Origin of the sequence: Microbacterium elymi (assembly GCF_021582895.2) — a bacterium.
Lineage (GTDB): Bacteria > Actinomycetota > Actinomycetes > Actinomycetales > Microbacteriaceae > Microbacterium > Microbacterium humicola.
In genome coordinates this window covers 1,317,501-1,339,249 of record NZ_CP091139.2, presented here as the reverse complement: position 1 = coordinate 1,339,249, position 21,749 = coordinate 1,317,501, and the positions used below count along the sequence as shown (strand labels likewise).

The following is a 21,749-nucleotide window of genomic DNA, read 5'->3' as shown; positions in this document are numbered from 1 at the left end:
TCGTCGAGTTCCTCGCGCAGCGGGTCGTCGTGCTCAATCGCGGTCGCATCGTCGAGCAGGGAGTGACCGCCGATGTGATGCGCAACCCGCAACGCTCTACACCCGGGTTCTCGTGGCCGCGTCGCCCGTTCCCGATCCCGACGAGCAGGCTCGTCGACGGGAGGAATGGAAGGTGCTGCGGGCGGAGGCGAAGTTGCAGGAGGCCGCGCGGTGACGCCCGTGCCCATCGCCACGAATCCCATGCTGGGCGGGTTCCACCCCGACCCGACGATCGCCCGTGGGACCGACGGGGCGTACTACCTGGTGACCTCGTCGTTCGAGTACCTGCCGGCGCTGCCAGTGCACCGCAGCACGGACCTGCGCGAGTGGGAGCTCATCGGGCACGTCGCCACGCGCGACGAGCAGGTGGCTCTGGCACGGGTGCCCACACCGGGTGGCGTCTGGGCGCCCACGCTGCGCTTCCATGACGGCCGGTTTCACCTGATCGTGTCGGTCTTCCTGGGCGGGCGCGGCTGCGTCGTGTTCACCGCGACCGATCCAGCCGGCCCCTGGGATGACGGCGTCGTGATCGACGCGGTCGACGGCATCGACCCGGACCTCGCCTGGGACGATGACGGCACCGCCTATGTGACGTTCGCGCGTCATCCTGATGCGATCCGGCAGGTGCGCGTCGATCTCAGCACCGGCCGGGCGCTCGAACGGGTGCGCCCGCTGTGGGCGGGCAGCGGGCTCTATTCGCCGGAAGGGCCACACCTGTATCGGCGTGGCGACTGGTGGTATCTGCTTGCGGCGGAGGGTGGCACCGACCGCGGACACGCTGTCACCGTCGCCCGAAGCCGTCGACCGGACGGACCGTTCGAGTCGGCGCCGCAGAACCCGATCCTCACTGCCGCCGGCACCGGTGCGCCGATCCAGAACACGGGTCACGCCGACCTCTTTGATGATCCCGACGGTGCGACTCGGATGGTGCTGCTCGGCGTGCGGCCAGTCGGGCTCGCGCAGTCATTCTCGCCGCTCGGGCGCGAGACGTTCATCACGACGGTCGACTGGATCGACGAGTGGCCGTGCGTGCGGATGCCGCAGCTCGCCGCTTCACGAACCGAAGACGCGCGCTACGACTTCACCACCGGTCTCGGGGTGGCCGACCCGGAATGGGTCGCTGTGCGCCGCGCTCCGTCGCAACTGGTCACTGCATCGATGCAGGGGCTGGTGTTTGAGGGCGACGACCGCACGATGAATGCGCCCGATCCGTGCTTCGTCGGGCAGCGGCAGCGCCACCTCGAGGTCGACATCCGCGCGGTGCTGGACGTCCGCGCCGGAACCGGCGGGCTCGCCGTTCGCAATGCGGAGGATAACTGGTTCGGCATCGAAGCCCGCGGGGTCGACAACCATGTGGTGGTCACGGGCCGCGCCGTCATCGCGGGCCTCGACCACAACTGGGAGGCCATGCTGCCGGCCGGTGATGTCCAGCTGCGGATATCGATGACCCCGCCGCCAGGCGACTTCAGCGTGGGAGCCGTTGGCGGTGACATCATCCGGCTCTTCGCTTGTTCGCATGGGGAACCCATACTGCTCGCCGAGCTGGACGGGCGGCATTGGTCGTTCGAGACGGCGAAGGCGTTCACCGGACGGGTCTTCGGCATCTTCGCTGCCAGCGGACGAATCGTGTTGCGGACACTCGACTATTTCGGGCGGGACTAGCCGGCCGCAGCAGGCTCTCAGTGGAACGTGGCGTCCACGAGGGGCGAGAGATCCTTTGCAGTCTCGCGGAAGGCGCGCACCATCGGATTGCGGGTGTCGTTCAGGCTGCACAGCACGATCGTCGCCGGCTCGATGTCGTGGACGGGCACGAAGGCCAGTTCATCTCGACGGTAGTGTCGTCCGGCCGATTCGCCGGCGATGTTCACCCCGGCGCCGGCGGCGACGAGTTCGAGCAGTCCCTCGACGCTGTCGGCGGTCGGCCCCCGCTTCGCCCGAGAGCCGTCGGGGCGGGGGTCCACGATCCACCAGTCGACCACCTCTGGGACCCCGCCCGAGACGGCGACGAAGGTCTCGTCGTTGGCGTCGAGGATAGAGATCGATTCGCGGCGGGCGAGCGGATGCTCGACGGGGACCACCAGAACCCGGGCCTCCCGCCAGAGCGGCTCGACCCTGATTCTCGGCGGCAATCGCATGGGCCACGGGGCGAACACGACGTCCACCCTCTCGGACTCCAGGTCGTCGGCGACGTCGAAGAAGCCGAGTCGGCGCATCTCGATCCTCGCGTTCGGCATCGCCGTCATGGTGGCCGAGATCGCGGCGGTGGTCAGCGAACCCGCGCCGGCGGCCACGACCCCGACCCGCAGCACGGGCGCGTCCCGGTCGCGGCGCACGGACCGCGCCCAGTCGATGACCTGATCGTGGTCGTCCTGTACCCGCCGCGCCAGCGGCAACAGGTCTCGACCGTACGCGGTCAGCTCCACCTTGCGCGGGCTGCGATCGAAGAGCTTGACGCCTATCTGCTGCTCCAGCCGGCTGATCTGCTGGCTCAGCGACGGCGGGGTGATGCTCAGCCGCTCGGCGGCGCGGCCGAAGTGCAAGCTCTTCGGCGAGGACGCAGAAATACCGGATCACGTGGATAGGGACATCCATGTCGTTCACCTTAGCCTGTGGCTAACGTCGTGTAGGGATCTCGAACTGGCTTCCGGGCGTGACAGACGCACAGAATTGAACAATCGGAAAGAGCCGCGGGAATGAGCCGGCAGCTCGACGCCTCAGGGCGCGCACTGTTTACACGGAGGTAAGCATGACCATTTTCACGACTGACGACCCCGAGAAGGTCGCCTTCGCCGGCATCCTCCCGGCCTCGCCGAAGCCGTTCATCCTGCGGGACGGGGAGGGCGAGAAGTCGTTGGTGTTCGACCAGCTCTTCGAGATCATCCTGTCGGCGGACGAAACCGAAGACCAGTACGGCGCATGGACGATGAAGGCTCCCAAGGGCGACCGGATCCCTGCGCACAAGCACCTCCGCACGCACGAGTTCTTCTACGTCGTCGACGGTGAGCTGTCGGTGTGGATGGATGACGAGGCCGACTATCACTCGATGACCACCCTCACGACCGGCGACTTCGGCTACGTGCCGGCCGGCACGGTGCACGCGTTCCGCACCGAGGCGACCACCAAGGTGTTCGGCGCCGGCACGGCGGGCTTCGAGCGGTTCTTCCACGCCATGGGGCAGAAGACGGATGCCACCGAGCCTGAGGGGATCTACGTGCCGCCGTTCGAGGTGATGCGCGCCGCTGGCGAGAAGTACGCCACCGTCTTCCTGCCCGAGTTCGAGTTCCGTGACTGACACAGCGCATGCCGAGGCACAGCGGGTGCTCCGCGATCTCGTGTTCGCGGAGCCGGTCGGCTACCGTCCGCTCAGCCTCGATCTGCACCTCGGTGCGGACCGGGCGCCACTGATCGTCTTCGTGCACGGCGGCGGCTTCCGCCTGGGCAGTCGCCGGATGTTCTGCCCGACGATGACGGCGGACGACCCGTTCGCCCGCATCGTGGACGCCGGCTTCGCCGTGGCATCCGTGGACTACCGGCTCAGCGCCGAGGCCACCTTCCCCGCGCAGCTCGATGACGTCTTCGACGCCGTTCAGTGGCTGTGCGCACACGCCGATGAGTTCGGGTTCGATGCCTCGCGCGTCGTCCTGTGGGGCGAGTCGGCAGGGGCGACCCTCGCCGCCCTCGTGGGTCTGCGCCCCGATGCGGGCGTTCGGGGCGTGGTCGATTGGTACGGTCCCGCCGACATCGTGGCGATGGCGACGGAGCTGGGTCAGCTGAGCGATCCCGAGACCCGCGAAGCGGGCTGGCTCGGTGGGACCGTCGATTCCGATCTCGCCGTCGCCGCCCAGGCCAGCCCGGTCACCCACGTGCACGCGGACGCGCCGCCGTTCCTGATCGCGCACGGTCAGGATGACCAGGCGGTTCCCCTCAGCCAGAGCAGGCTGTTCGCAGCCGCGCTCACCCAAGCAGGGGCATCCGCCGACCTCGAGCTCGTTGCCGGAGCCGGCCACATGTGGCAGGGGGACGACGTCGATCGCCGAGGTCTGCTCGAGCGCGCCATCGCCTTCGCCCGCCGCTGCACCGATTGACTCGACGATAGGAAGCATCACATGTCCACTCTTCCCGCCGCGTTCCTCTGGGGCGCCTCTGTCGCCGGCCATCAGGTCGAGGGCGACAACACGAACAGCGACACCTGGTTCCTTGAGAACGTCGAGCCGACGGTCTTCGCGGAGCGCTCGGGCAAGGCCTGCAACAGCTATCAGCTGTGGGAGACCGACCTCGACCTCCTCGCCGCGCTCGGCCTGAACGCGTTCCGCTTCTCGACCGAGTGGGCGCGCATCGAACCCGAGCAGGGCGTCATCGACGCGGCATCCCTCGACCACTACGACCGGATGGTCGACGGATGCCTCGCCCGCGGTATCGCGCCGGTGGTCACGTTCAACCACTTCACGCTGCCCCACTGGGTGGCGAAGAAGGGCGCATGGCTGGATGCCGATGTGCCCGATCTGTTCGCGCAGTTCTGCGGCACGGTCACCGCGAAGCTGGGCGATCGCCTCGCTGCAGGCGTCACGCTGAACGAGCCGAACCTGCCGCGTCTGCTGAGCTGGATCCTGCCCGAGTTCGTGCACGAGCAGAGTCGCGCGACGCTCGACGCCGCGAGCCGCGCCGCGGGAGTGGAGCGCTACCGCACCGGCAACGTGATGGTCCCCGAGGACTACGACGGGATGCAGGAGGGCATGACACGCGGTCACCTCCTCGCCCGCAATGCGATCCGCGCCGAGCACGCCGATCTTCCGGTAGGGCTGTCGATCGCCATGGTGGATGACGTGGCGCTGCCTGGCGGCGAGGCGATCCGCGACCGCAAGCGCGCGGCACTCTACGACCACTGGCTCGACCTCGCCCGGGACGACGACTTCATCGGCGTGCAGAACTACGAGCGACTCACATACGGTCCGGGCGGCGAGGTGCCCGCGCCCGAGGGCGGCCTGCGCAACCAGATGGGCCAGTTCGTCGACCCGGGCTCGCTGCGGGGCGCGATCGAGTACGCGCACGCGCGCAGCGGCAAGCCGGTGTTCGTCACCGAGCACGGCATGAGCACGACCGACGACTCGGTGCGCGAGGAGTTCACCGCGGCATCGATCGACGCGATGCTGGACTCCATTGCCGAAGGCACTCCGGTACTCGGCTACCTGCACTGGTCGCTGATCGACAACTTCGAGTGGATCTTCGGCTACGGTCCGCGGTTCGGCCTGCACTCCTTCGACACCGAGACGTTCGAGCGCACCGCCAAGCCGAGCGCCGCGCGGTACGCCGAGATCGTGCGGGAGCACCGCGCGCCGGCAGGACGGGCGTGACGGGTGCCCGAGGCATGACCGCCCGCATGATCGCGCCGGTGGAAGTCGCCGATGCCGCTCCGCTTGCGTCGCGAGTTCGAGCTGGACGAGGGCCACGGAAGCATCTCACGCGCCACGCTGGCACTGAGTGCGCTCGGGGTCATCGAAGCGTGGATCAACGGCGCGGCGACGTCGGATGAGCTGCTCGCGCCGGGGTGGACGAGCTACGAGTGGCGTGTCCGGATCGTGGAGCACGATGTCACCGCGTTGATCACCCAGGCGAACGCGATCGTGCTCGCAATCGGCCACGGCTGGTACTCCGGTTATCTCGGCTTCACCGGCGACCGCGAGGTCTACGGCTCGGAGCGCGCGGGTCTCGCTGATCTTTTGATCGAGTTCGACGACGGCCACGTGCAGCACATCGTGACCGATGACTCTTGGCACGCCGGCACGAGTGACGTGATCGCGGACGACCTCTACAAGGGGCAGACAGTCGACGCGCGTCTGCGCGATCCGGCGCCGATGCTGCCGGGCTTCGATGACAGCACCTGGGGTGCCGTGCATGAGGTGGAGTTCGACACTTCGTTGCTCGTGGCGCGGACGTCAGAGCCCGTGCGCCGGGTCGGCGAAATCTCCGTGCAGAACGTCTGGACATCGCCGTCGGGTGCGACGCTCGTCGACTTCGGGCAGAACCTCGTGGGCTTCGTGCGGGTGCGCGTGCGCGGTGCCAGAGGCAGCGAGGTCGTGCTGCGGCACGCGGAAGTTCTCGAGGACGGCGAGCTCGGCACCCGTCCGCTGCGCGCGGCCGATGCGACCGACCGCTTCATCCTGAGCGGCGGCGACGATGTGTTCGAGCCCACGTTCACGTTCCACGGATTCCGTTACATCGAGGTCAGCGGGTGGCCGGGAGAGCTCGACCCCGCTGCCGTCACCGCCGTGGTCGTGGCATCCGATATCCGTCCCATCGGCACCTTCTCCTGCTCCGACCCGCTGGTGACCCGGCTCCACGAGAACGTGGCGTGGGGGATGCGGGGCAACTTTCTGAGCGTGCCGACCGACTGCCCGCAGCGCGACGAGCGGCTCGGCTGGACGGGCGACCTCGCCGTCTTCGCACCCACCGCGACGTATCTTGGCGACGTGGAGGCGTTCCTCGCCGACTGGCTCGTCGACGCCGAACTCGAGCGCGCCGCATCGACACAGCGGACCGTGCCGGTCGTCGTACCCGATGTGCTGAAGTACCTCGACACCGGCTTTCCCGCGCCCGGTGCGACGGCGGTCTGGGCGGATGCCGCGGCCTGGGTGCCCTGGGCGCTCTGGCGCGCGTACGGGAACGAGCAGACGTTGCGCACCGCCTACCCGCTGATGGCTGCGCACGCGCGCAGCGTCGCTGACGCGCTGTCGCCGTCCGGCCTTTGGGACACCGGGATGCAGTTCGGCGACTGGCTCGATCCGGATGCGCCGCCCGATGACCCCGGCGCCGCGAAGGCCGATCCGGGCGTGGTCGCGACGGCGTGTGCATTCCGGACAGCGACGATTCTCACCGAAGCGGCATCGATCGTCGGAGCGAGCGCGGATGCCGCGGAGTTCGACGCCCTCCGCAATCGGGTGCGCGACGCCTTCATCGAGCACTATGTCGCTGAGTCTGGGCGCATCCGCAGCGACTGCGTCACAGTGTACAGTCTGGCGATCGCGTTCGGCATCCTTCCGGATGAGCATGTGGAGTCCGCCGGGGATCGGCTAGCCGAGCTGGTGCGCGCCGCGGACTACCGGGTCAGCACCGGCTTTGCCGGCACCCCGTATGTGCTGGACGCATTGACCGAGACGGGTCATCTCGGTGATGCATATGCGCTGCTGCTGGAGCGCGGCATGCCGTCGTGGCTGTACCCCGTGACGATGGGTGCCACCACCATCTGGGAGCGTTGGGACTCGATGCTGCCGGACGGCACGATCAACCCCGGTGAGATGACCAGCTTCAACCACTACGCCTTCGGCGCCGTGGCCGACTGGCTTGCACCGCACGGTCGGGGGGCTGTCGCCGCTCGATCCGGGGTATCGGACCATGCTGGTAGCGCCCCAGCCCGGCGGCGATATCACCTCCGCGGAGACCTCGCTCCAGACGCCGCACGGCCGTGCCAGCGTGTCCTGGCAGATCGACGCCGGGATCCTGCAGGCCGTCGTCATCGTCCCCGACGGGGCGACCGCCGTGGTGCGGATGCCCGGTGTGGATGAACGCCGCGTCGCGGCCGGCACCTACGAGTTCGCACAGGCGGTCGGTTGACGGAGCAGGACGGTCCGGTCACCCGACCCGAACGGCCGCGGCCGGGCACCATCGCGCTTGCGAGCAGACCGGATCACCCTCTCATTCAGATGGCGCGCAACCGTCGCGAGATGTCGTCTGCCGTGGCGCGGAGACGCTCAAGCATCGGCCCGCGCAGCGAGTCGAGGCCGTGCCGGGATGACGCCACCGCGATGTTGATCGCCGCGGCGGGCTTGGCCCCACGGCCGAACACCGGCACCGACACCGACCGGAGACCGGCGGCGACCTCCTGGTCCTGCAGTGAGTATCCCTGCTCGCGGATCAACACGAGCCGCTCGCGCAGTTCGTCGGGCGATCGCGCGGCATTGGGGCCGGCATCCCGCTCGAAGTCATGAGTCGCGAGTGTCGCGTTCAGCTCGTCATCGCTGAGATACGCGAGCAGAAGCTTTCCCATCGACGTGTAGGCCGCCGGCAGCGTCGACCCCACCTGGATGTTCGCCGTCACCAGGTCCGAGTTGCGCAGTCGCACGAGGTAGAGCACCTGATCGCCCAGCAGCACGCCGAGGTTGACGGTCTCGCCGGTCTCTTCGACCAGGCGACGAAGCGGCTGCTCGCTGAGCTGTACCAGGCTCGAGCCGCGCAGCGCCGCCGACCCGAGGGTCAGCACGGCGACGCCGGGACGGATGGCACCGTCCGGCAGGCGCTCCAGGAAGCCCTCCTCTTCGAGCGTCGCGACCACCCGGAACGCGGTCGGCATCGGGATGCCGGTGCGGTCGCAGATCTCGCGCAGCTTCAGTGCGGTGGTGGTCTCGTCGAACAGCCGCAGCACGTCCAGCCCTTTGGCGAGGGCCTCGATGCGATAGCGACTGGCCTTCGCAGTGGCGGTCATGCTGTCTGGTGCTTTCATCGTGTGAAACCGTATCTTGTTGTCAACGTCTGGACAAAGTCAGGGCTCGGCCCGGAACACCCGCAGTTGCAGCGCAAGGGTCGAGTAGTAGCCGACGAGGGTGGTGAGCTCGAAGACGACTGCGGCACCGAGGGCGCGAGATGCATCGTCCCATGTCGTGTCGTCCAGGTCGCCGTGCAGAAGCTGGGTGGTCGCGGCGACGACCATTGCCTCGTCCCCGGCGAAGCCCGACGGCGCGCCGGTGCGCAAGCGATGCGAGCTCGTCGTCGGTCAGACCCGCGGCCCGGCCGACCGCCTCGTGCGCCTCCCGTTCGAAGGCACTGTCCCAGCGTGCGGCCACCATGAGGATGGCGATCTCGCGAGCGCGATCGGTGAGCGCGCCCCGATAGCGGATGGCCGCTCCGACATCCTGCAGCGCGCTGCCCAGCGGCGGGGCGAGGAGGAATGCGTTGAACGGCCCTCGCAGCGTTCCGTCCGCACGAGTGAGAGCGAAGTGCTGCGGCCCCTGTGCCCGCCGGCCGCCGGCGATCGCGTCGTAGACGCCTCGGGCGGCGGGTGGGAGTTCCTCGGGAGCGAAGGGCGGAATGCGTCCGGTCATCGGAATCCTCTCGACGTGGACGATGCGGCCATCGACAGTTGACGGATCGTCGGATTCAGCATACATTCGATAGACGAAAGATGCTTTCATGCAATGAACTGGATGCCGATCTCCGATCAAGGAAGGGGTGTCATGGCCGACACCACCGAGTCGCCCATCGCCACGCATGATGTGGCGTTGAACGCGGCGGAGTACGACTTCCGCGTGCGTGTCTATCCGGCAGCCGATCACGGTGCGGACCCGAACGGCACGGTGCTGGTCTGGCTGCACGGTGGCGCCTTCATCCACGGCGATCTTCAGATGCCCGAAGCTGACGAGACCGCCCGCCAGGTCGCCCGTCGCGGAACGACCGTCATCTCGCTCGACTACACGTTGGCGCCGACAGCGGTGATCGCGCAGTTCCCCCCGCTCCCGCCCATGGACGGAATGCCGTCACCCGATGAGTTCCTCGCTTCGCTGGAAGCCGCCGGTCCGCGTGCGGCCTATCCCGTCGCATCGGTGCAGACGGCAGCGGCGATCGAGTGGGCCCGCGAGCACGCGGCCGAGTTCGGCGGTCGGCCAGAACTCGTCGCCGTCGGCGGAGCCAGCGCCGGGGGAACCTCGCCGCCGGGGCCGCGCTGCGCGTGCGCGACAGCGGCGACGCCCGGCTGCTCGCCCAGGTGCTCGTCTACCCCGTTCTTCACGCCGAGCACCCCGCGCCCGACGCGGAACTGGCCGCGATGCTCGCCGAACTGCCGTTCGGATTCTCATCCGAGCAGACGCAGGCGATCAACGCGAACTACCTCGGCGACGCGTCGCCGGGGGAGATGTACGCATTTCCCGGCGGGCATGACCTCCGCCGCGTCGCCCCGGCACTCATTGTCGCCGCCGACGGGGATGACCTCCGTCCATCGGCCGAGGCCTATGTGGGGGATCTTGCGCGCTCGGGCGTCGACGTGGAGTACGTCCGCCAGCCGGGGGCAACGCACGGGTTCTTGAACATGATCGGCGACGCCTCTGCGCTGCACACGGTAGACCGCATCGCGCGCTACCTGTGCGAACGTGCCGAAGGGGCTGGCATTTGACCGCTCGCGTGCGGGTGATCCTCGACAACGACTTCGGTGGTGATCCGGACGGGCTGTTCCAGCTCGCCCACCATCTGCTCAGCGACTCGGCGGACGTGCGACTGGTGATCGCGTCGAAGATCCCCGACGCGTTGGCCGAGCTCGACGCCGGGGTCGTCGCCCGCGGCGTCTCGTCGGCGGATCGGATTCTCCAGCTTCTGGGCCGGCCCGAACGGGCGATCGGCGGCAGCGAAGAGAGCCTGCGCACAGGCGAGCTTCCGCCGTTGGACGCCCCAGCCCGCGCGGTCATCGCTGAGGCGATGCGGGACGACACCGACCTCCCCCTCTTCTACTGCGCGGGCGGCGGGCTGACCGCGCTCGCCACGGCCCTCCTGCACGAGCCACGCGTGGCCGATCGCCTCACACTGGTGTGGATCGGCGGCCCCGGATATGACGATGAACCCGCGGGCAGCCCCCAGCGGGAGGCGGAGTTCAACACGACGATCGACCCGATCGCCGCCGGAGTCGTGTTCGCCTCGCCGGTCGAAATCTGGCAGGTTCCCGAAACCACGTATGAGCAGTGCCTGGTCTCGTGGGCCGAACTGCAGCACATGGCACGGCTGGGTCCGCTCGCGGCGCACCTTGTGGACACTCTGTGGGAGTTCGGTGATCGGTTCTCCGACATGCTCGGGATCGACTTGGGCGAGACGGTCGTGCTCGGCGACAGCCCATTGGTGGTGCTCACCGCACTGCGCGGGCCCTTCCGTGCCGAGCCGACGTCCTCGCCGTCGCAGCGGCGCACGCGTTGCGCCCTCACCCCGGATGCGCGATACGGCGATGTCCTCGACGGGAGGCCGCCGGTGCGGGTGTTCACCGGCATCGACATGCGATTGATGATCGGCGACTTGACAGCGAAACTGACGGGTGCAGGGACATGAGGGCGGCTGTGACAAATCACCCAGACGACAGCTCGTCGAGTTCGAAGGAGAGTCCCATGATGCATACCCCGGTGCGGATCCACGACATCGCCCTGAACGGCGGCGGATATGACTTCCGGGTGCGCGTGTATCCCGCCGAGGTGCCCACCGGCGCCATGCTGGTCTGGCTCCACGGCGGCGGGTTCATGTTCGGCACGGTCGAGATGCCCGAGGCCGACCAGGTCGGGCGCCGACTGAGTGCGCTCGGGACCACCGTCGTCTCGGTCGACTACACCTTGGCGCCGCTGGATGCGCTTGCCTCGCTGCCCCCGCTCCGCCGGAGGCCGGGATGCCGTCGCCCGAGCAGATGGCCGCCGAGGCTCGGCGGCGGGCCCCCGTGCTCGCCATCCCGTCGCCTCGTTGCAGACGGTCGCGGCGTTCGACTGGGCGGTCGAGAACGCGGAGCGCTTCGGCGCGGCGCCGGACCGGGTGGCGATTGGCGGGGCAGCGCCGGGGGAAACCTGGCGGCCGGCGCGGCGATGCGGTTGCGCGATCGCGCCGCCGACGACCCCGACGCCGTCGTGCCGAGCGTGGTGGGGCTGGTCTACCCCGTCCTGCATGCTCCGCTGCCGCCAGCCGACGCCGAGCTCGAGGGGCTGCTGACGGGCCTTCCTGCGGCCCTCACCTTCCCGCCGGAGGCGACCCAGGCGATCAATGCCAACTACCTGGGCGACACGCCGTCGGATCGGTACGCGTTCCCCGGCGGCCACGACCTGACCGGATACCCCCGCACGCTCGTCGTGACCGCCGATCGCGACCGGCTGCGCCCCTCGGGCGAGGCGTTCGCCGCCGAACTCGCGCGCGCCGGAGTGGACGTGCGCATCGAGCGACAGCGCGGCGCGATGCACGGCTACCTGAACGAGATCGGCGATCCGGCCGCAGAGCGCACGCTCGCGCTGCTGGCCGCGGCGGTGCATCCCACGGGGTTTGACGAGAGCCTTCCCCTGGGATAGATTCATCTAACAAAAGAAGCTTTCAGTCAATAAAACGCCTGAATGGACCGAGGAGACGCCGATGGCGACTGCCCCCACCGCCGAGATCACGCCGCACGCCGCGACCGACACCGACTGGCTCGGCCTGCGCGGGTCACGGGTGCTCGTGGCCGGCGGCGGCGGGATCGGCGGCGCCTGCGCCCTCGCCTACGCGTCGGCCGGGGCATCCGTCGCAGTCGTCGACCGTGACTCCAGCGTGCTGGACGCCCTCGGCGCGGCGGCCGCCGCAGCCGGTGTGGAGTACCTGCCCATCCAGGCTGATCTCACCGAGCATGGCGCGGGCGCACGGGTGGTGGATGAGGCGGTCGACCGGCTCGGGGGCCTGGACGTGCTGCGACGCGGTGGGCATCAACGACCGCCGGCCCATCCTGGACTTCACCGAGGACGAATGGGACCACATCCTGCAGGTGAACCTCTCGACCCTTTTCGGGGTGGCCCAGGCAGCCGGCCGATACATGGTCGCGCAGGGGTCCGGGCGCATCCTCGCCCTGTCCAGCGTCTCGGGGCTGCTGGCGCATCACTCGCACGGGCCCTATGCGGCCTCCAAGGGCGGCGTCAACCAGCTGCTGCGCGTGATGGCACGCGAGTGGGCCGAGGCCGGCGTCACGGTCAACGCCCTGGCGCCCGGGTACATCGAGACCCCGCTGACCGCGGGCGAGCTGGCCAAGCCCGGCAAGCGCGCGAGCCTGGAGGGGATGGTGCCGGCGGGGCGGCTGGGCACCCCCGACGAGGTGACCGGGCCGGCGCTTTTCCTGTCGTCCCGGCACGCGGGGTTCATCACCGGACACGTCATGTACATCGACGGCGGACGCACGCTGGTCTGACCGTCGCAGGAGCGGATCGAAGAAGAGAGAAGGTCGAAGATGTCCGAGATCTACCCCCGGTTCGCCGGAAAGACCGTGCTGGTCACCGGCGCCGGCACCGGGTTCGGCGCCGAGATCGCGGTGCGCGCCGCGAAGGAGGGCGCGAAGGTCGCCGTCCACTACAACAGCTCGAAGGCCGGCGCCGAGCGCACGCTCGAGCGGGTGCGCGAAGCCGGCAGTGACGGCATCATCGTGCAGGCGAACATCGCGAAGTGGGACCAGATCAAGGCGATGGCCGACGAGGTCTGGAAGCAGTTCGGCGGCCTCGACGTGCTCGTCAACAACGTCGGCGACATGTCCAGCGAGCAGCAGGGATGGCGCGAGCTCACGCAGCAGGCGCTGGACGATGTCATCGACGTCGATCTGAAGGGCACCCTCCTCATGACGCACGAGTTCGGCGAGCGGATGCACGCCGACGGGCACGGGGCCATCGTGAACGTGGGTTCGACGGTCGTCGTGAACGGGTCGCCGCGGGCGCCGCAGTATGCGGCGGCGAAGTACGGCATCCTCGGCGTGACGAAGTCGTACGCGCGCGCACTGGCGCCCGAGGTGCGGGTGAACACCTTCGCCCCGGGATTCATGGAGACCGAACGGCTCAAGAGTCGTCAGGACTGGAAGGACGGACGTCGGGAGCAGGTGCTCGCGCAGACGCCGATGGGGGTGATCGCCACCCCCGCAGAGATCGCCGGCACCTGCCTGTGGCTGGCGACCGAGGAGTCCGCGCATCTGACCGGCGGCTACATCGTCGCCAACGGCGGCAACACGATGGTCGGCGCATAGCGATGACGGTGCCGGAGCGAATCGGCTCCCGGGCGGGCCCGGACGCGGCACCGGCGGTGCGCGTCGAGGACGTGACGCTGATGTACGGCGACGTCGTGGCCGCGCACGACATCAGCTTCGACGTGCGGCCCGGTGAGTTCGTGAGCCTGATCGGGCCGTCCGGATGCGGCAAGAGCTCGGTGCTGCGCGCCATCGGCGGCCTGCTGCCGCCGACGGCGGGCCGGGTGAGCGTCGCGGAGCGTCCGGTGACGCGCCCGCGCCCGGCCGAGATCTCGTTCGTCTTCCAGGACCTCGCGCTGTATCCGTGGCGCTCGGCGCTGCGCAACATCGAGATCGCGCTGCAGTTCGCCGGGGTGCCCGCCGGCAGCGTCGGGCCCGCGCGATGGACGCCCTCGTGCGCGTCGGGCTCGGCGACGTCGCCGACCGATACCCGCAAGCTGTCCGGGGGCATGCGTCAGCGCGTCGCGATCGCGCGGGCGCTCGTCTCCGATGCGAAGATCCTGCTGCTGGACGAGCCGTTCGCCGCGCTCGACGAGCAGAGCCGGCTCAGCATCGGGGCGCAAGCTGATCACGATCCTCGAGGAGGAGCAGAAGACCGTCGTCTTCGTGACGCACAGTCTCTCCGAGGCGGCCTATCTCTCCGACCGGATCGTGGTCATGGGTCCGCGGCCCGGTGATGTCCGCGACGTGATCGAGGTCCCGCTGGAGCGCCCGCGGCACGCCTCGCTCATGCGCGACCCGGTCTTCCACGAGCTGACCGACCGGCTCAGCTCGCTGCTCTACGCAGATCGGCAGGATGCCGCGTGATCACGCTTCGACGGGGTGCGACGTATGTGGGCGTCATCGCCTTCGTGCTCCTCGTCTGGGTGGCGCTGACGTCGTTCGGCTCGATCAAGCCGTTCCTGCTCGCGTCTCCCGGTGCGGTGCTGGACAGTCTCGCCCAGCTGGCGACGACCCCGGGAAAGATCCTGCAGCCGATCGGAGTCACGCTCGCCGAGACCGGGACCGCGTTCGCCATCGCGACCGTCGCGGGCGTGGTCCTGGGTGTGGTCGTCGGCTCGTCGAAGCTGCTGGTGGCCGCCTACGAGCCCATGGTCACGACCCTCAGTGCGCTCCCGCTGATCATCCTGTATCCGGTCCTGGCGGCCACCCTCGGCGTCGGGTCGCCCTCGAAAGTCGCGATCGGTGCACTGTACGGGTTCTTCCCGATCGCGATCAGCACGATGCGCGCGGTCGCGCGGGTCGACCCGACGCTGATGACCGCGTCCCGGACGATGGGTGGCCGCGGACTCGGACTGGTGGGGTCGGTCGTGATCCCCGCCGTCAGCCCGGCGGTGATCGCGGCGATGCGGGTGGCCATGTCGCTGTCGCTGGTCACGATCATCGCCGCCGAATTCATCTCCGGTGCCGCCGGGGTCGGCTATCAGCTCGCGGCGGCCAGCCAGGGCCTGGACACGCCGGCGCTGTTCGGCTGGGTCCTGATCGTCATCGTGCTCACCATCGTCGTCAACATTCTGTTCGCACTGCTCACCACCGCACTAAGAAGGGGAATTGAACGATGAAGATCACTTCTCGTATCGCGCTGGGCGTTCTCGCCGCAAGCGCTGGTCGGCCTCACCGCAGGATGCAAGCGGGGGCGCGGCCCCCGGAGCATCGGGGGATGCCGCAACCGTCAAGATCGGCCTCGTCCAGGGGCAGGACTTCATCCACGCGATGCCGGCCCGGGTCGCCGCGGCGCAGGGGTTCTTCACGAAGGAGGGGATCGACGCGTCGATCGTCGACTTCACCTCCGGCTCCGATCTCACCAAGGCGATGGCGGGCGGTTCGATCGACGTCGGCGCCGCGACCGGGCTCGAGCCGGTCTCGGCCGTCGCGCACGACATCGATCTGCAGGCCTTCTGGGGGATCTACTCACCCAGCCCGATGGTGCTCGTCGTCGGGCCGGACTCGAAGATCTCCGGCTTCGCCGACCTGAAGGGGAAGAAGGTCGGCATCTCCCGCGTCGGATCGCTGACGGACTACATCGTCCGGGCGGCGCTGAAGGCCGTCGGCGTCGAATTCGACAGCGTGACCGAGGTCCCGCTGGGAGACCCGGCCTCGACGATCGCCGGGCTCGCCAAGGGCGATATCGATGCGTTCGTCCTGCCGGTCAACTTCGGTCTGACCGTCGAGGCCGAAGGGACGGGAAAGATCGCGCAGACCGCCGACGACGCGATCGGCGACACCGACCAGTTCGCGATCCTGATGGCGTCCTCGGACTTCATCTCGTCGAACAAGAAGACCCTGACCGGCCTCACCGCCGCCTACACCGACGCGATCCAGTGGATGAAGGACAACCGGGACGACACCATCGCCCTCGCCGTCGACAAGCTCGGCATGAAGAAGGACATCGCAGGCAAGACCTATGACGCCCTCGTCCCGAACTTCAGCACGGACGGCAAGATCAACATGGCCGGATTGACCGGTTACGCCGACGCCCTGCCCGAGCTGGGAATCGCGGACTCGGTGCCCGAGCAGTCGGCGTACTACAGCGACGCGCTGCAGAAGTAGCGGACGGCGGACCACCGTGGCGACCCCCACCCAGACGATCGCGAACGCGCAGGCGCGCGTGTCGCACCGCGGCCTCTCGCTGCGTGCGAAAGCAGCGATCCTGCGGTGGGCCACGGTGGTCGCGGTCGTCATCGTGTGGGAGGTCGTCGCCGCCGGTCCCCTGGCCGGCAACCCGTACCTGTCGCCGCCCTCGGTCGTGGCGACCGAGGGCCTGCAGGGGATCCTCACGCCGGACGCCCTGTTCCAACTCGGCAACACGACCCTGCGATTCCTCGAGGCCTTCCTGATCGTGGTGGTGGCCGGTGTGCCCCTGGGGCTCGCTGCTGGGCCGGCTCTCACGCGGCTCGTTTGCGGGGTCCCGCGACGTGGTCTCCATCCTCTACGCGCTCCCGATGGTCCCGTTCTACCCGCTGCTGGTCCTGTGGCTCGGGCTCGGTGCGCCGTCCGAGGTCGCGTTCGGCGTCATCCACGGCATCGTCCCGGTGGTCCTGATCGTGATGACCGCGAGCAACGTCGTGCGACCCGACCTGCTCACCTCGGCGCAGGTGATGGGCGCCGGCTCCGGGCAGCGCCTTCTCTGGGTCGTGCTCCCGGCCACCCTCCCCGAGGTCGTCGGCGCACTGAAGATCGGCGCCTCCCTGACCATGCTCGGCGTGCTGCTGGCCGAGCTGATGATCTCGGTGGACGGCATCGGCTCCTTCATCACGCAGCAGATCACGAATCACCAGGGCGCGCGCCTGGACGCGATGATCGTCGTGGTGTGCATCGGCGTGGTAGTCATCAACACTCTGCTGTCCGCGCTCGAGCGCCGTCTCGCGCATGGACAGGACAGCCAGTCCCAATAAAGAAAGGCAATCCCATGAAGCTCATCACCTTCGACGGCGGCCGGGTCGGCCGCCTCGAACTGGAAGAGGGCGTCGTGCTCGAACTCGACGTGCCCTCCACCCGCGAGTATTTCGAGCGCGGCGGCGACGTGCGCGAGACCGGAGAGCGGCTCGCGTACGCGGATGTGAAGCTGGAGGCGCCGATCCGCCCGAAGAAGTTCTTCCACACCGCGGGCAACTTCATCGACCACCACAACGAGCTCACGGCGGTGGACTGGTCGCACCCCGTGCACAAGGGCATCGTGTTCTTCCAGAACCTCGACGCGATCATCGGACCCGACGACGACATCGTCTACCCCGAGGGGCTGACCAAGGAGCTGGACTACGAGCTCGAGATGGCGATCGTCATCGGCAAGAGCGGAAAGTTCTTCGACGCCGACGAGGCCGAAGACTACATCGCCGGGTTCACCGTGTTCAACGACATCACCGCGCGCGACATCCAGCGCAAGGAGATGGAATCGGGCGTGTTCTCGTTCAGCAAGGGCATCGACACGTTCTGCCCGATCGGGCCCTGGATCGTCACGAAGGACGAGGTGCCCGACATGCACAACATGGCCATGGAGCTGCGGGTCAACGGCGAGGTGCGCCAGCAGGGCAACACCAACCGCACCCGCATCCAATGGCCGCACCTGGTCGCCTACCACTCGCCGCAGATCTTCAGCGCGGGCGACCTGCTCACCACCGGCACCATCTCGGGTGTGGCCGCGGTGCAAGCCGAACCCGTTCGATTTCTACCTCAAGCCCGGCGACGTGGTCGAGGCCGAGATCGAGGGCATCGGCGTGCTGCGCAACCGCGTCATCTCGTGGGAGGACCGCTACGGCGAGCCCGCCCCGCAGCGCGTGGACTGGTGATCGCGTGAAGCTCGCCAACCTCGCCGGCCGTGCCGTCCTCGTCACCGAGGACGGCACGGTCGACGTCGCCGCGGCCTCGCAGGGCCGGTTCGGTCCCGACCCGCAGACGCTGTTCGATGACTGGGCCGCATTCGCGCAGTGGGCGCAGACCGCGCCGACTGCGGCATCCACCCCGTTCGACCCGTCGGCATTGGATGCCCCGGTCCCGCGTCCGCGGCAGGTGTTCGCGATCGGCCTGAACTACGCCGAGCACGCCGCCGAGGCCGGCTACCCGCCGGACGCGGCACCGGTCACCTTCACGAAGTTCCCGAGCTGCATCGTCGGGCCGCGCACCGTGGTGACGCTGCCCGAGGGGCACGTGGACTGGGAGGTCGAGCTGGTCGTCGTCATCGGCCGCGAGGGGTTCCATCTCACTCGCGAGAACGCGTGGGAGCACGTGGCCGGGCTCACGATCGGGCAGGACCTCTCCGAGCGGATCACCCAGCTTGCAGGGCGCGGCGCCGCAGTTCAGCCTGGGCAAGTCGTTCCCCGGCTTCGGGCCCACCGGCCCCTGGCTGGTCACGCCCGACGAGCTCGCCGACCGCGACGATCTCGCGATCGGGTGCAGCCTGTCGGGCGAGCGGATGCAGTCCTCGCGCACCTCGATGATGCTCTACGACGTGCCCGAGCTGCTCGTGCGGCTCTCGGCGGTGTGCACCCTGCTGCCGGGTGACATCATCTTCTCGGGCACCCCGTCGGGCATCGGCAACCGTCGCACCCCGCCGCGGTTCATCGGCGCCGACGACGTGCTCGTCAGCGAGATCGAGGGCCTCGGCACGCTGACCACCCGGTTCGCCTGAACGCCCCTCACCGAAGGAGGGCCCGTGGCCGCCTGCCATGACCTGCGCGTGGAGTACCTGACCGCGCCGATCGGCATCGGCGTGACCGTGCCCCGCTTCACCTGGCTCGTCGACCATGCGCAGGCGGCGTACCAGCTGGAGGTGGCGGCGGGTGGGGACCAGGTGTGGGCCACCGGCGCCGTGGCCAGTCCCGAGACGGCCCTGATCGACTACGCCGGCGCGCCGCTGCGCTCGAATAGCACGTACACCTGGCGGGTGCGCAGCCGCGCAGCGGGCAGCGCGTGGACCGCCTGGGCGTCGTCGTCGTTCGAGACGGCGCTGCTGGATGCCGCGGACTGGCAGGCGGCATGGGTCGAACCCGCGCAGCAGGATGCCGTCGTGGAGCGGTGGAGCATCCTCGATTGGATCCGCGGCGCCACGCCGGTCGGGCCGCCGGAGCAGCGCCTGCGCCCGCCGCAGCTTGTGCGGCAGAGGTTCACGCTGGAGGCCGAGCCGGTGCGCGCCCGCCTGTACGCGACCGCGCGTGGCGTCTACTCCGCGTTCGTGAACGGGCGTCGCGCCGACGATCAGGTGCTCGCGCCCGGGTCGGACGCCTACCGGCACCGCATCTCGGTGCAGTGCTACGACGTGACCGGCGCGCTGACGGCCGGCGAGAACGTGCTGGGCGTCGCGCTGGCCGACGGCTGGTGGGCGGGCCGGCTGGGCCTGACCGGGTCGAGCGCGCAGTTCGGCACCCGCACTTCGGCGATCTGGCAGCTGCACCTGGACTTCGCCGATGGGACGACCTCGATCGTGGCATCCGGCGCCGATGCGCGCAGCGCCCGGGGCCGTGGGCCTATGCCGATCTGTTCGTCGGCGAGCTGTTCGACCGCCGCGCCGAGCCCGCCGGCTGGGACCGCCCCGGATTCGACGACGCCGGGTGGATGCCGGTGGCAGAGGTGGGCCGCGACCACGAGGCGCTGCGTCCCTTCACCGGCGAGCCGATCCGGCGCGTACGCGAGCTGCCGGCGGTGTCGGTCACCGAGACGGCCGACGGCGCGGTCGTCGACTTCGGGCAGGTGATCGCCGGACGGGTGCGGGTGCAGCTGCGCGATACCGTCGCCGGGCAGCGCATCGTGATCGAGCACACCGAGACCCTTGCCGCCGATGACACGTGGTTCACCAACATCGTCGGCATCAACAAGGACCAGACCGACGTGTTCGTGGCGGCCGGAGGCGATGACCGCTGGGAGCCGGAGTTCACCTGCCACGGGTTCCGCTACGCCCGCATCCGGGGGATCGACCGGCTCGACGCGGCCGACATCCTCGCCGTGGTGATCGCCAGCGATCTGGCGCAGACCGGCCGGTTCGAGACATCCGATCCGCGGCTCGGCAGCGGCTGCACGAGAACATCGTGTGGAGCCAGCGCGCCAACTTCCTGTCCGTGCCCACCGACTGCCCGCAGCGCGAGCGCGCGGGCTGGACCGGCGACCTCCAGGCATTCGTCGGCGCCGCCGCCGACAACGCGCAGGTCGTGCCGTTCGTGTCGCGCTGGCTGGAGAACCTGCGCGCCGATCAGCTGGAGGACGGCCGCGTCCCGATCTTCTCGCCGCGCTCGCCGTTCGACGCCGAGGCGGCCCAAGCGGCGACCGGCGTCGGCTCGATCGTCGCGGCGGCGGGTTGGAGCGACGCGATAGCGAGCGTGCCTTGGACGCTGTACCGCCGATCGGGCGACCGACGCCTCGTCGAGGACAATTTCGGCGCCGTGCGGCGATGGATCGAGTTCCAGCGCACGACCGCGGCGGCCGAACTGCCGGCACGGCTCTCCGGCGTCGAGCTGACGGCCGCGCAGCGTCGGAATCAGTCGCTGCTGTACAACACCGGCGAGCAGTTCGGCGACTGGCTCACCCCGTCGACCATGGAGGGGCGGCCCACGCACGACGCGATCGGCATCGCCCCGGCCCTGACCGGCGAGTACATCGCGCCGATGTTCCAAGCCCGCACGCTGACCCTCGCCGCATCCATGGCCACGGTGCTGGGGCGCGAGGCGGATGCCGCGCAAGCTGGCCACCCGGGCCGCCGAGGTGCGTGCCGCCTTCGCGAGCGAGTACGTGGATGCCGCGGGTGACCTGCCGGTTCGGCTTGCAGGGCGTCTACGTCCTGGCGCTGGCGTTCGACATGGTCCCCGTCGGGCTTGCGCGGACGGACCGCGGCGCGCCTGGTCGAGCTCGTGCACGCACGCGGCGATCGGCTCGACACCGGGTTCCTGTCCACGCCGCACCTGCTGGACGCGCTGTGGGACAGCGGATACCCCGAGCTCGCCCGCACCCTGCTGTGGCAATCCCAGACGCCGTCGTGGCTCTACCAGGTCGACCGGGGTGCGACGACGCTCTGGGAGACATGGGATGCCATCGCGCCGGACGGCGAGATCCGCCCGATGTCGTTCAACCACTACGCGACCGGCAGCGTCGACGACTGGCTCTATCGGCGGGTCGCCGGAATCCGCGAGACCGCACCCGGCTATCGCACCGCTGTGATCGAGCCGGATCTGGACGCCGGGCCGGAGCGGGTGCGCGCGGCGGTCGGGACTCCGTACGGTCGGCTCGGCGTCGAATGGGAGTGTGGGGCGGATGCCGCATCCATCGTCGTCGAGGTGCCCTGGGGCGTGTCGGCGACGCTTGCGCACCCTGTCGGGGACGAGCGCTGCCACCCGGACGAACCGTTCGCACGCGGTCCCGCAAAAGCTCGGAGGACCGCGCCAAGTTCGGATGATTCGGGCGAGATCGTCCGAACTCCGGCTGATCCTCCGAACCCTGTGAGGGGCGCGCCGGCATCTGCGTGGGGCGGTATCCGCCAGAC

Annotated in this window: 18 protein-coding genes and 7 pseudogenes; 21 read left to right on the top strand and 4 right to left on the bottom strand. The window is 69.3% G+C overall.

Going from position 1 to position 21,749, the window contains the following annotated elements; all coding sequences use genetic code 11:
• Positions 1-165: 165 nt before the first annotated feature.
• A complete protein-coding gene (locus tag L2X98_RS07185; RefSeq protein ID WP_259612814.1) occupies positions 166-1,701 on the top strand; it encodes a glycoside hydrolase family 43 protein in 1,536 nt (511 codons plus the stop codon).
• A 17-nt stretch (positions 1,702-1,718) separates the two neighbouring features.
• Here L2X98_RS07185 and L2X98_RS07180 read toward each other — a convergent pair whose 3' ends face one another.
• Positions 1,719-2,579, bottom strand: coding sequence for a LysR family transcriptional regulator (locus tag L2X98_RS07180; RefSeq protein WP_259612813.1), 861 nt, complete (start codon positions 2,577-2,579; stop codon positions 1,719-1,721).
• Between the two features lie 206 nt (positions 2,580-2,785).
• Between L2X98_RS07180 and L2X98_RS07175 the strand changes: the two genes are divergently transcribed.
• From L2X98_RS07175 to L2X98_RS07155, 5 genes and pseudogenes are all read left to right on the top strand, one after another.
• Positions 2,786-3,331, top strand: a complete 546-nt coding sequence (locus L2X98_RS07175; RefSeq protein ID WP_259612812.1) for a quercetin 2,3-dioxygenase — start codon at positions 2,786-2,788, stop codon at positions 3,329-3,331.
• Entirely contained in the window at positions 3,324-4,124 is an 801-nt protein-coding gene (locus L2X98_RS07170) for an alpha/beta hydrolase (protein ID WP_259612811.1), read from the top strand. Before L2X98_RS07175 ends, L2X98_RS07170 begins: the two co-directional genes overlap by 8 nt.
• 21 nt (positions 4,125-4,145) lie before the next feature.
• Entirely contained in the window at positions 4,146-5,390 is a 1,245-nt protein-coding gene (locus tag L2X98_RS07165; RefSeq protein WP_259612810.1) for a family 1 glycosylhydrolase, read from the top strand.
• 51 nt (positions 5,391-5,441) lie between these two features.
• Positions 5,442-7,319: pseudogene (locus L2X98_RS07160) on the top strand (family 78 glycoside hydrolase catalytic domain); the annotation flags it as partial.
• A 109-nt stretch (positions 7,320-7,428) separates the two neighbouring features.
• Positions 7,429-7,647 (top strand): alpha-L-rhamnosidase C-terminal domain-containing protein, encoded by a 219-nt coding sequence (locus L2X98_RS07155; protein WP_259612809.1) that lies wholly within the window; start codon positions 7,429-7,431, stop codon positions 7,645-7,647.
• A gap of 85 nt (positions 7,648-7,732) precedes the next feature.
• Here the strand turns inward: L2X98_RS07155 and L2X98_RS07150 are convergent, their stop codons facing one another.
• From L2X98_RS07150 to L2X98_RS20385, 3 genes and pseudogenes are all read right to left on the bottom strand, one after another.
• Positions 7,733-8,515: an IclR family transcriptional regulator gene (locus tag L2X98_RS07150; protein WP_259612808.1), complete on the bottom strand. Its 783-nt coding sequence runs from the start codon at positions 8,513-8,515 to the stop codon at positions 7,733-7,735.
• Positions 8,516-8,572: 57 nt separating this feature from the next.
• Positions 8,573-8,782 carry a hypothetical protein gene (locus tag L2X98_RS07145; protein WP_259612807.1) on the bottom strand — a complete coding sequence of 70 codons (210 nt, stop codon included), beginning with the start codon at positions 8,780-8,782 and terminating at the stop codon, positions 8,573-8,575.
• 43 nt (positions 8,783-8,825) lie between these two features.
• Positions 8,826-9,131 (bottom strand): annotated as a pseudogene (locus L2X98_RS20385) (carboxymuconolactone decarboxylase family protein); the annotation flags it as partial.
• 93 nt (positions 9,132-9,224) lie between these two features.
• Between L2X98_RS20385 and L2X98_RS20380 the strand changes: the two are divergent.
• From L2X98_RS20380 to L2X98_RS07070, 15 genes and pseudogenes are all read left to right on the top strand, one after another.
• A pseudogene (locus tag L2X98_RS20380) lies at positions 9,225-10,195 on the top strand (alpha/beta hydrolase).
• Positions 10,196-10,326: 131 nt separating this feature from the next.
• Entirely contained in the window at positions 10,327-11,112 is a 786-nt protein-coding gene (locus L2X98_RS07135) for a nucleoside hydrolase (protein ID WP_354002951.1), read from the top strand.
• A gap of 56 nt (positions 11,113-11,168) precedes the next feature.
• Positions 11,169-12,104 (top strand): alpha/beta hydrolase, encoded by a 936-nt coding sequence (locus L2X98_RS07130; protein WP_259612805.1) that lies wholly within the window; start codon positions 11,169-11,171, stop codon positions 12,102-12,104.
• 61 nt (positions 12,105-12,165) lie between these two features.
• Positions 12,166-12,417, top strand: a pseudogene (locus tag L2X98_RS07125) (SDR family NAD(P)-dependent oxidoreductase); the annotation flags it as partial.
• Positions 12,418-12,484: 67 nt separating this feature from the next.
• Positions 12,485-12,967: an SDR family NAD(P)-dependent oxidoreductase gene (locus L2X98_RS07120; protein ID WP_259612804.1), complete on the top strand. Its 483-nt coding sequence runs from the start codon at positions 12,485-12,487 to the stop codon at positions 12,965-12,967.
• Between the two features lie 39 nt (positions 12,968-13,006).
• Positions 13,007-13,786 (top strand): SDR family NAD(P)-dependent oxidoreductase, encoded by a 780-nt coding sequence (locus L2X98_RS07115; RefSeq protein WP_259612803.1) that lies wholly within the window; start codon positions 13,007-13,009, stop codon positions 13,784-13,786.
• A gap of 8 nt (positions 13,787-13,794) precedes the next feature.
• On the top strand, positions 13,795-14,463 hold the full coding sequence (locus L2X98_RS07110) for an ABC transporter ATP-binding protein (RefSeq protein WP_259612802.1): 669 nt from the start codon (positions 13,795-13,797) through the stop codon (positions 14,461-14,463).
• Positions 14,464-14,589: 126 nt separating this feature from the next.
• Positions 14,590-15,348 carry an ABC transporter permease gene (locus tag L2X98_RS07105; protein WP_259612801.1) on the top strand — a complete coding sequence of 253 codons (759 nt, stop codon included), beginning with the start codon at positions 14,590-14,592 and terminating at the stop codon, positions 15,346-15,348.
• Complete coding sequence (locus L2X98_RS07100; protein WP_259612800.1) at positions 15,338-16,336, top strand: ABC transporter substrate-binding protein; 999 nt, start codon at positions 15,338-15,340, stop codon at positions 16,334-16,336. Before L2X98_RS07105 ends, L2X98_RS07100 begins: the two co-directional genes overlap by 11 nt.
• Before the next feature lie 302 nt (positions 16,337-16,638).
• Positions 16,639-17,181 (top strand): ABC transporter permease, encoded by a 543-nt coding sequence (locus tag L2X98_RS07095; RefSeq protein ID WP_354002950.1) that lies wholly within the window; start codon positions 16,639-16,641, stop codon positions 17,179-17,181.
• Positions 17,182-17,195: 14 nt separating this feature from the next.
• Positions 17,196-18,080 carry a fumarylacetoacetate hydrolase family protein gene (locus L2X98_RS07090; RefSeq protein ID WP_259612799.1) on the top strand — a complete coding sequence of 295 codons (885 nt, stop codon included), beginning with the start codon at positions 17,196-17,198 and terminating at the stop codon, positions 18,078-18,080.
• Positions 18,077-18,508 (top strand): annotated as a pseudogene (locus tag L2X98_RS07085) (fumarylacetoacetate hydrolase family protein); the annotation flags it as partial. The gene L2X98_RS07090 and the pseudogene L2X98_RS07085, both read left to right, overlap by 4 nt.
• Positions 18,509-18,557: 49 nt before the next feature.
• On the top strand, positions 18,558-18,911 hold the full coding sequence (locus L2X98_RS07080) for a fumarylacetoacetate hydrolase family protein (protein ID WP_259612798.1): 354 nt from the start codon (positions 18,558-18,560) through the stop codon (positions 18,909-18,911).
• Positions 18,912-18,935: 24 nt separating this feature from the next.
• A pseudogene (locus L2X98_RS07075) lies at positions 18,936-20,225 on the top strand (family 78 glycoside hydrolase catalytic domain); the annotation flags it as partial.
• Positions 20,137-21,585: pseudogene (locus L2X98_RS07070) on the top strand (alpha-L-rhamnosidase-related protein); the annotation flags it as partial. The pseudogenes L2X98_RS07075 and L2X98_RS07070, both read left to right, overlap by 89 nt.
• Positions 21,586-21,749 lie beyond the last annotated feature (164 nt).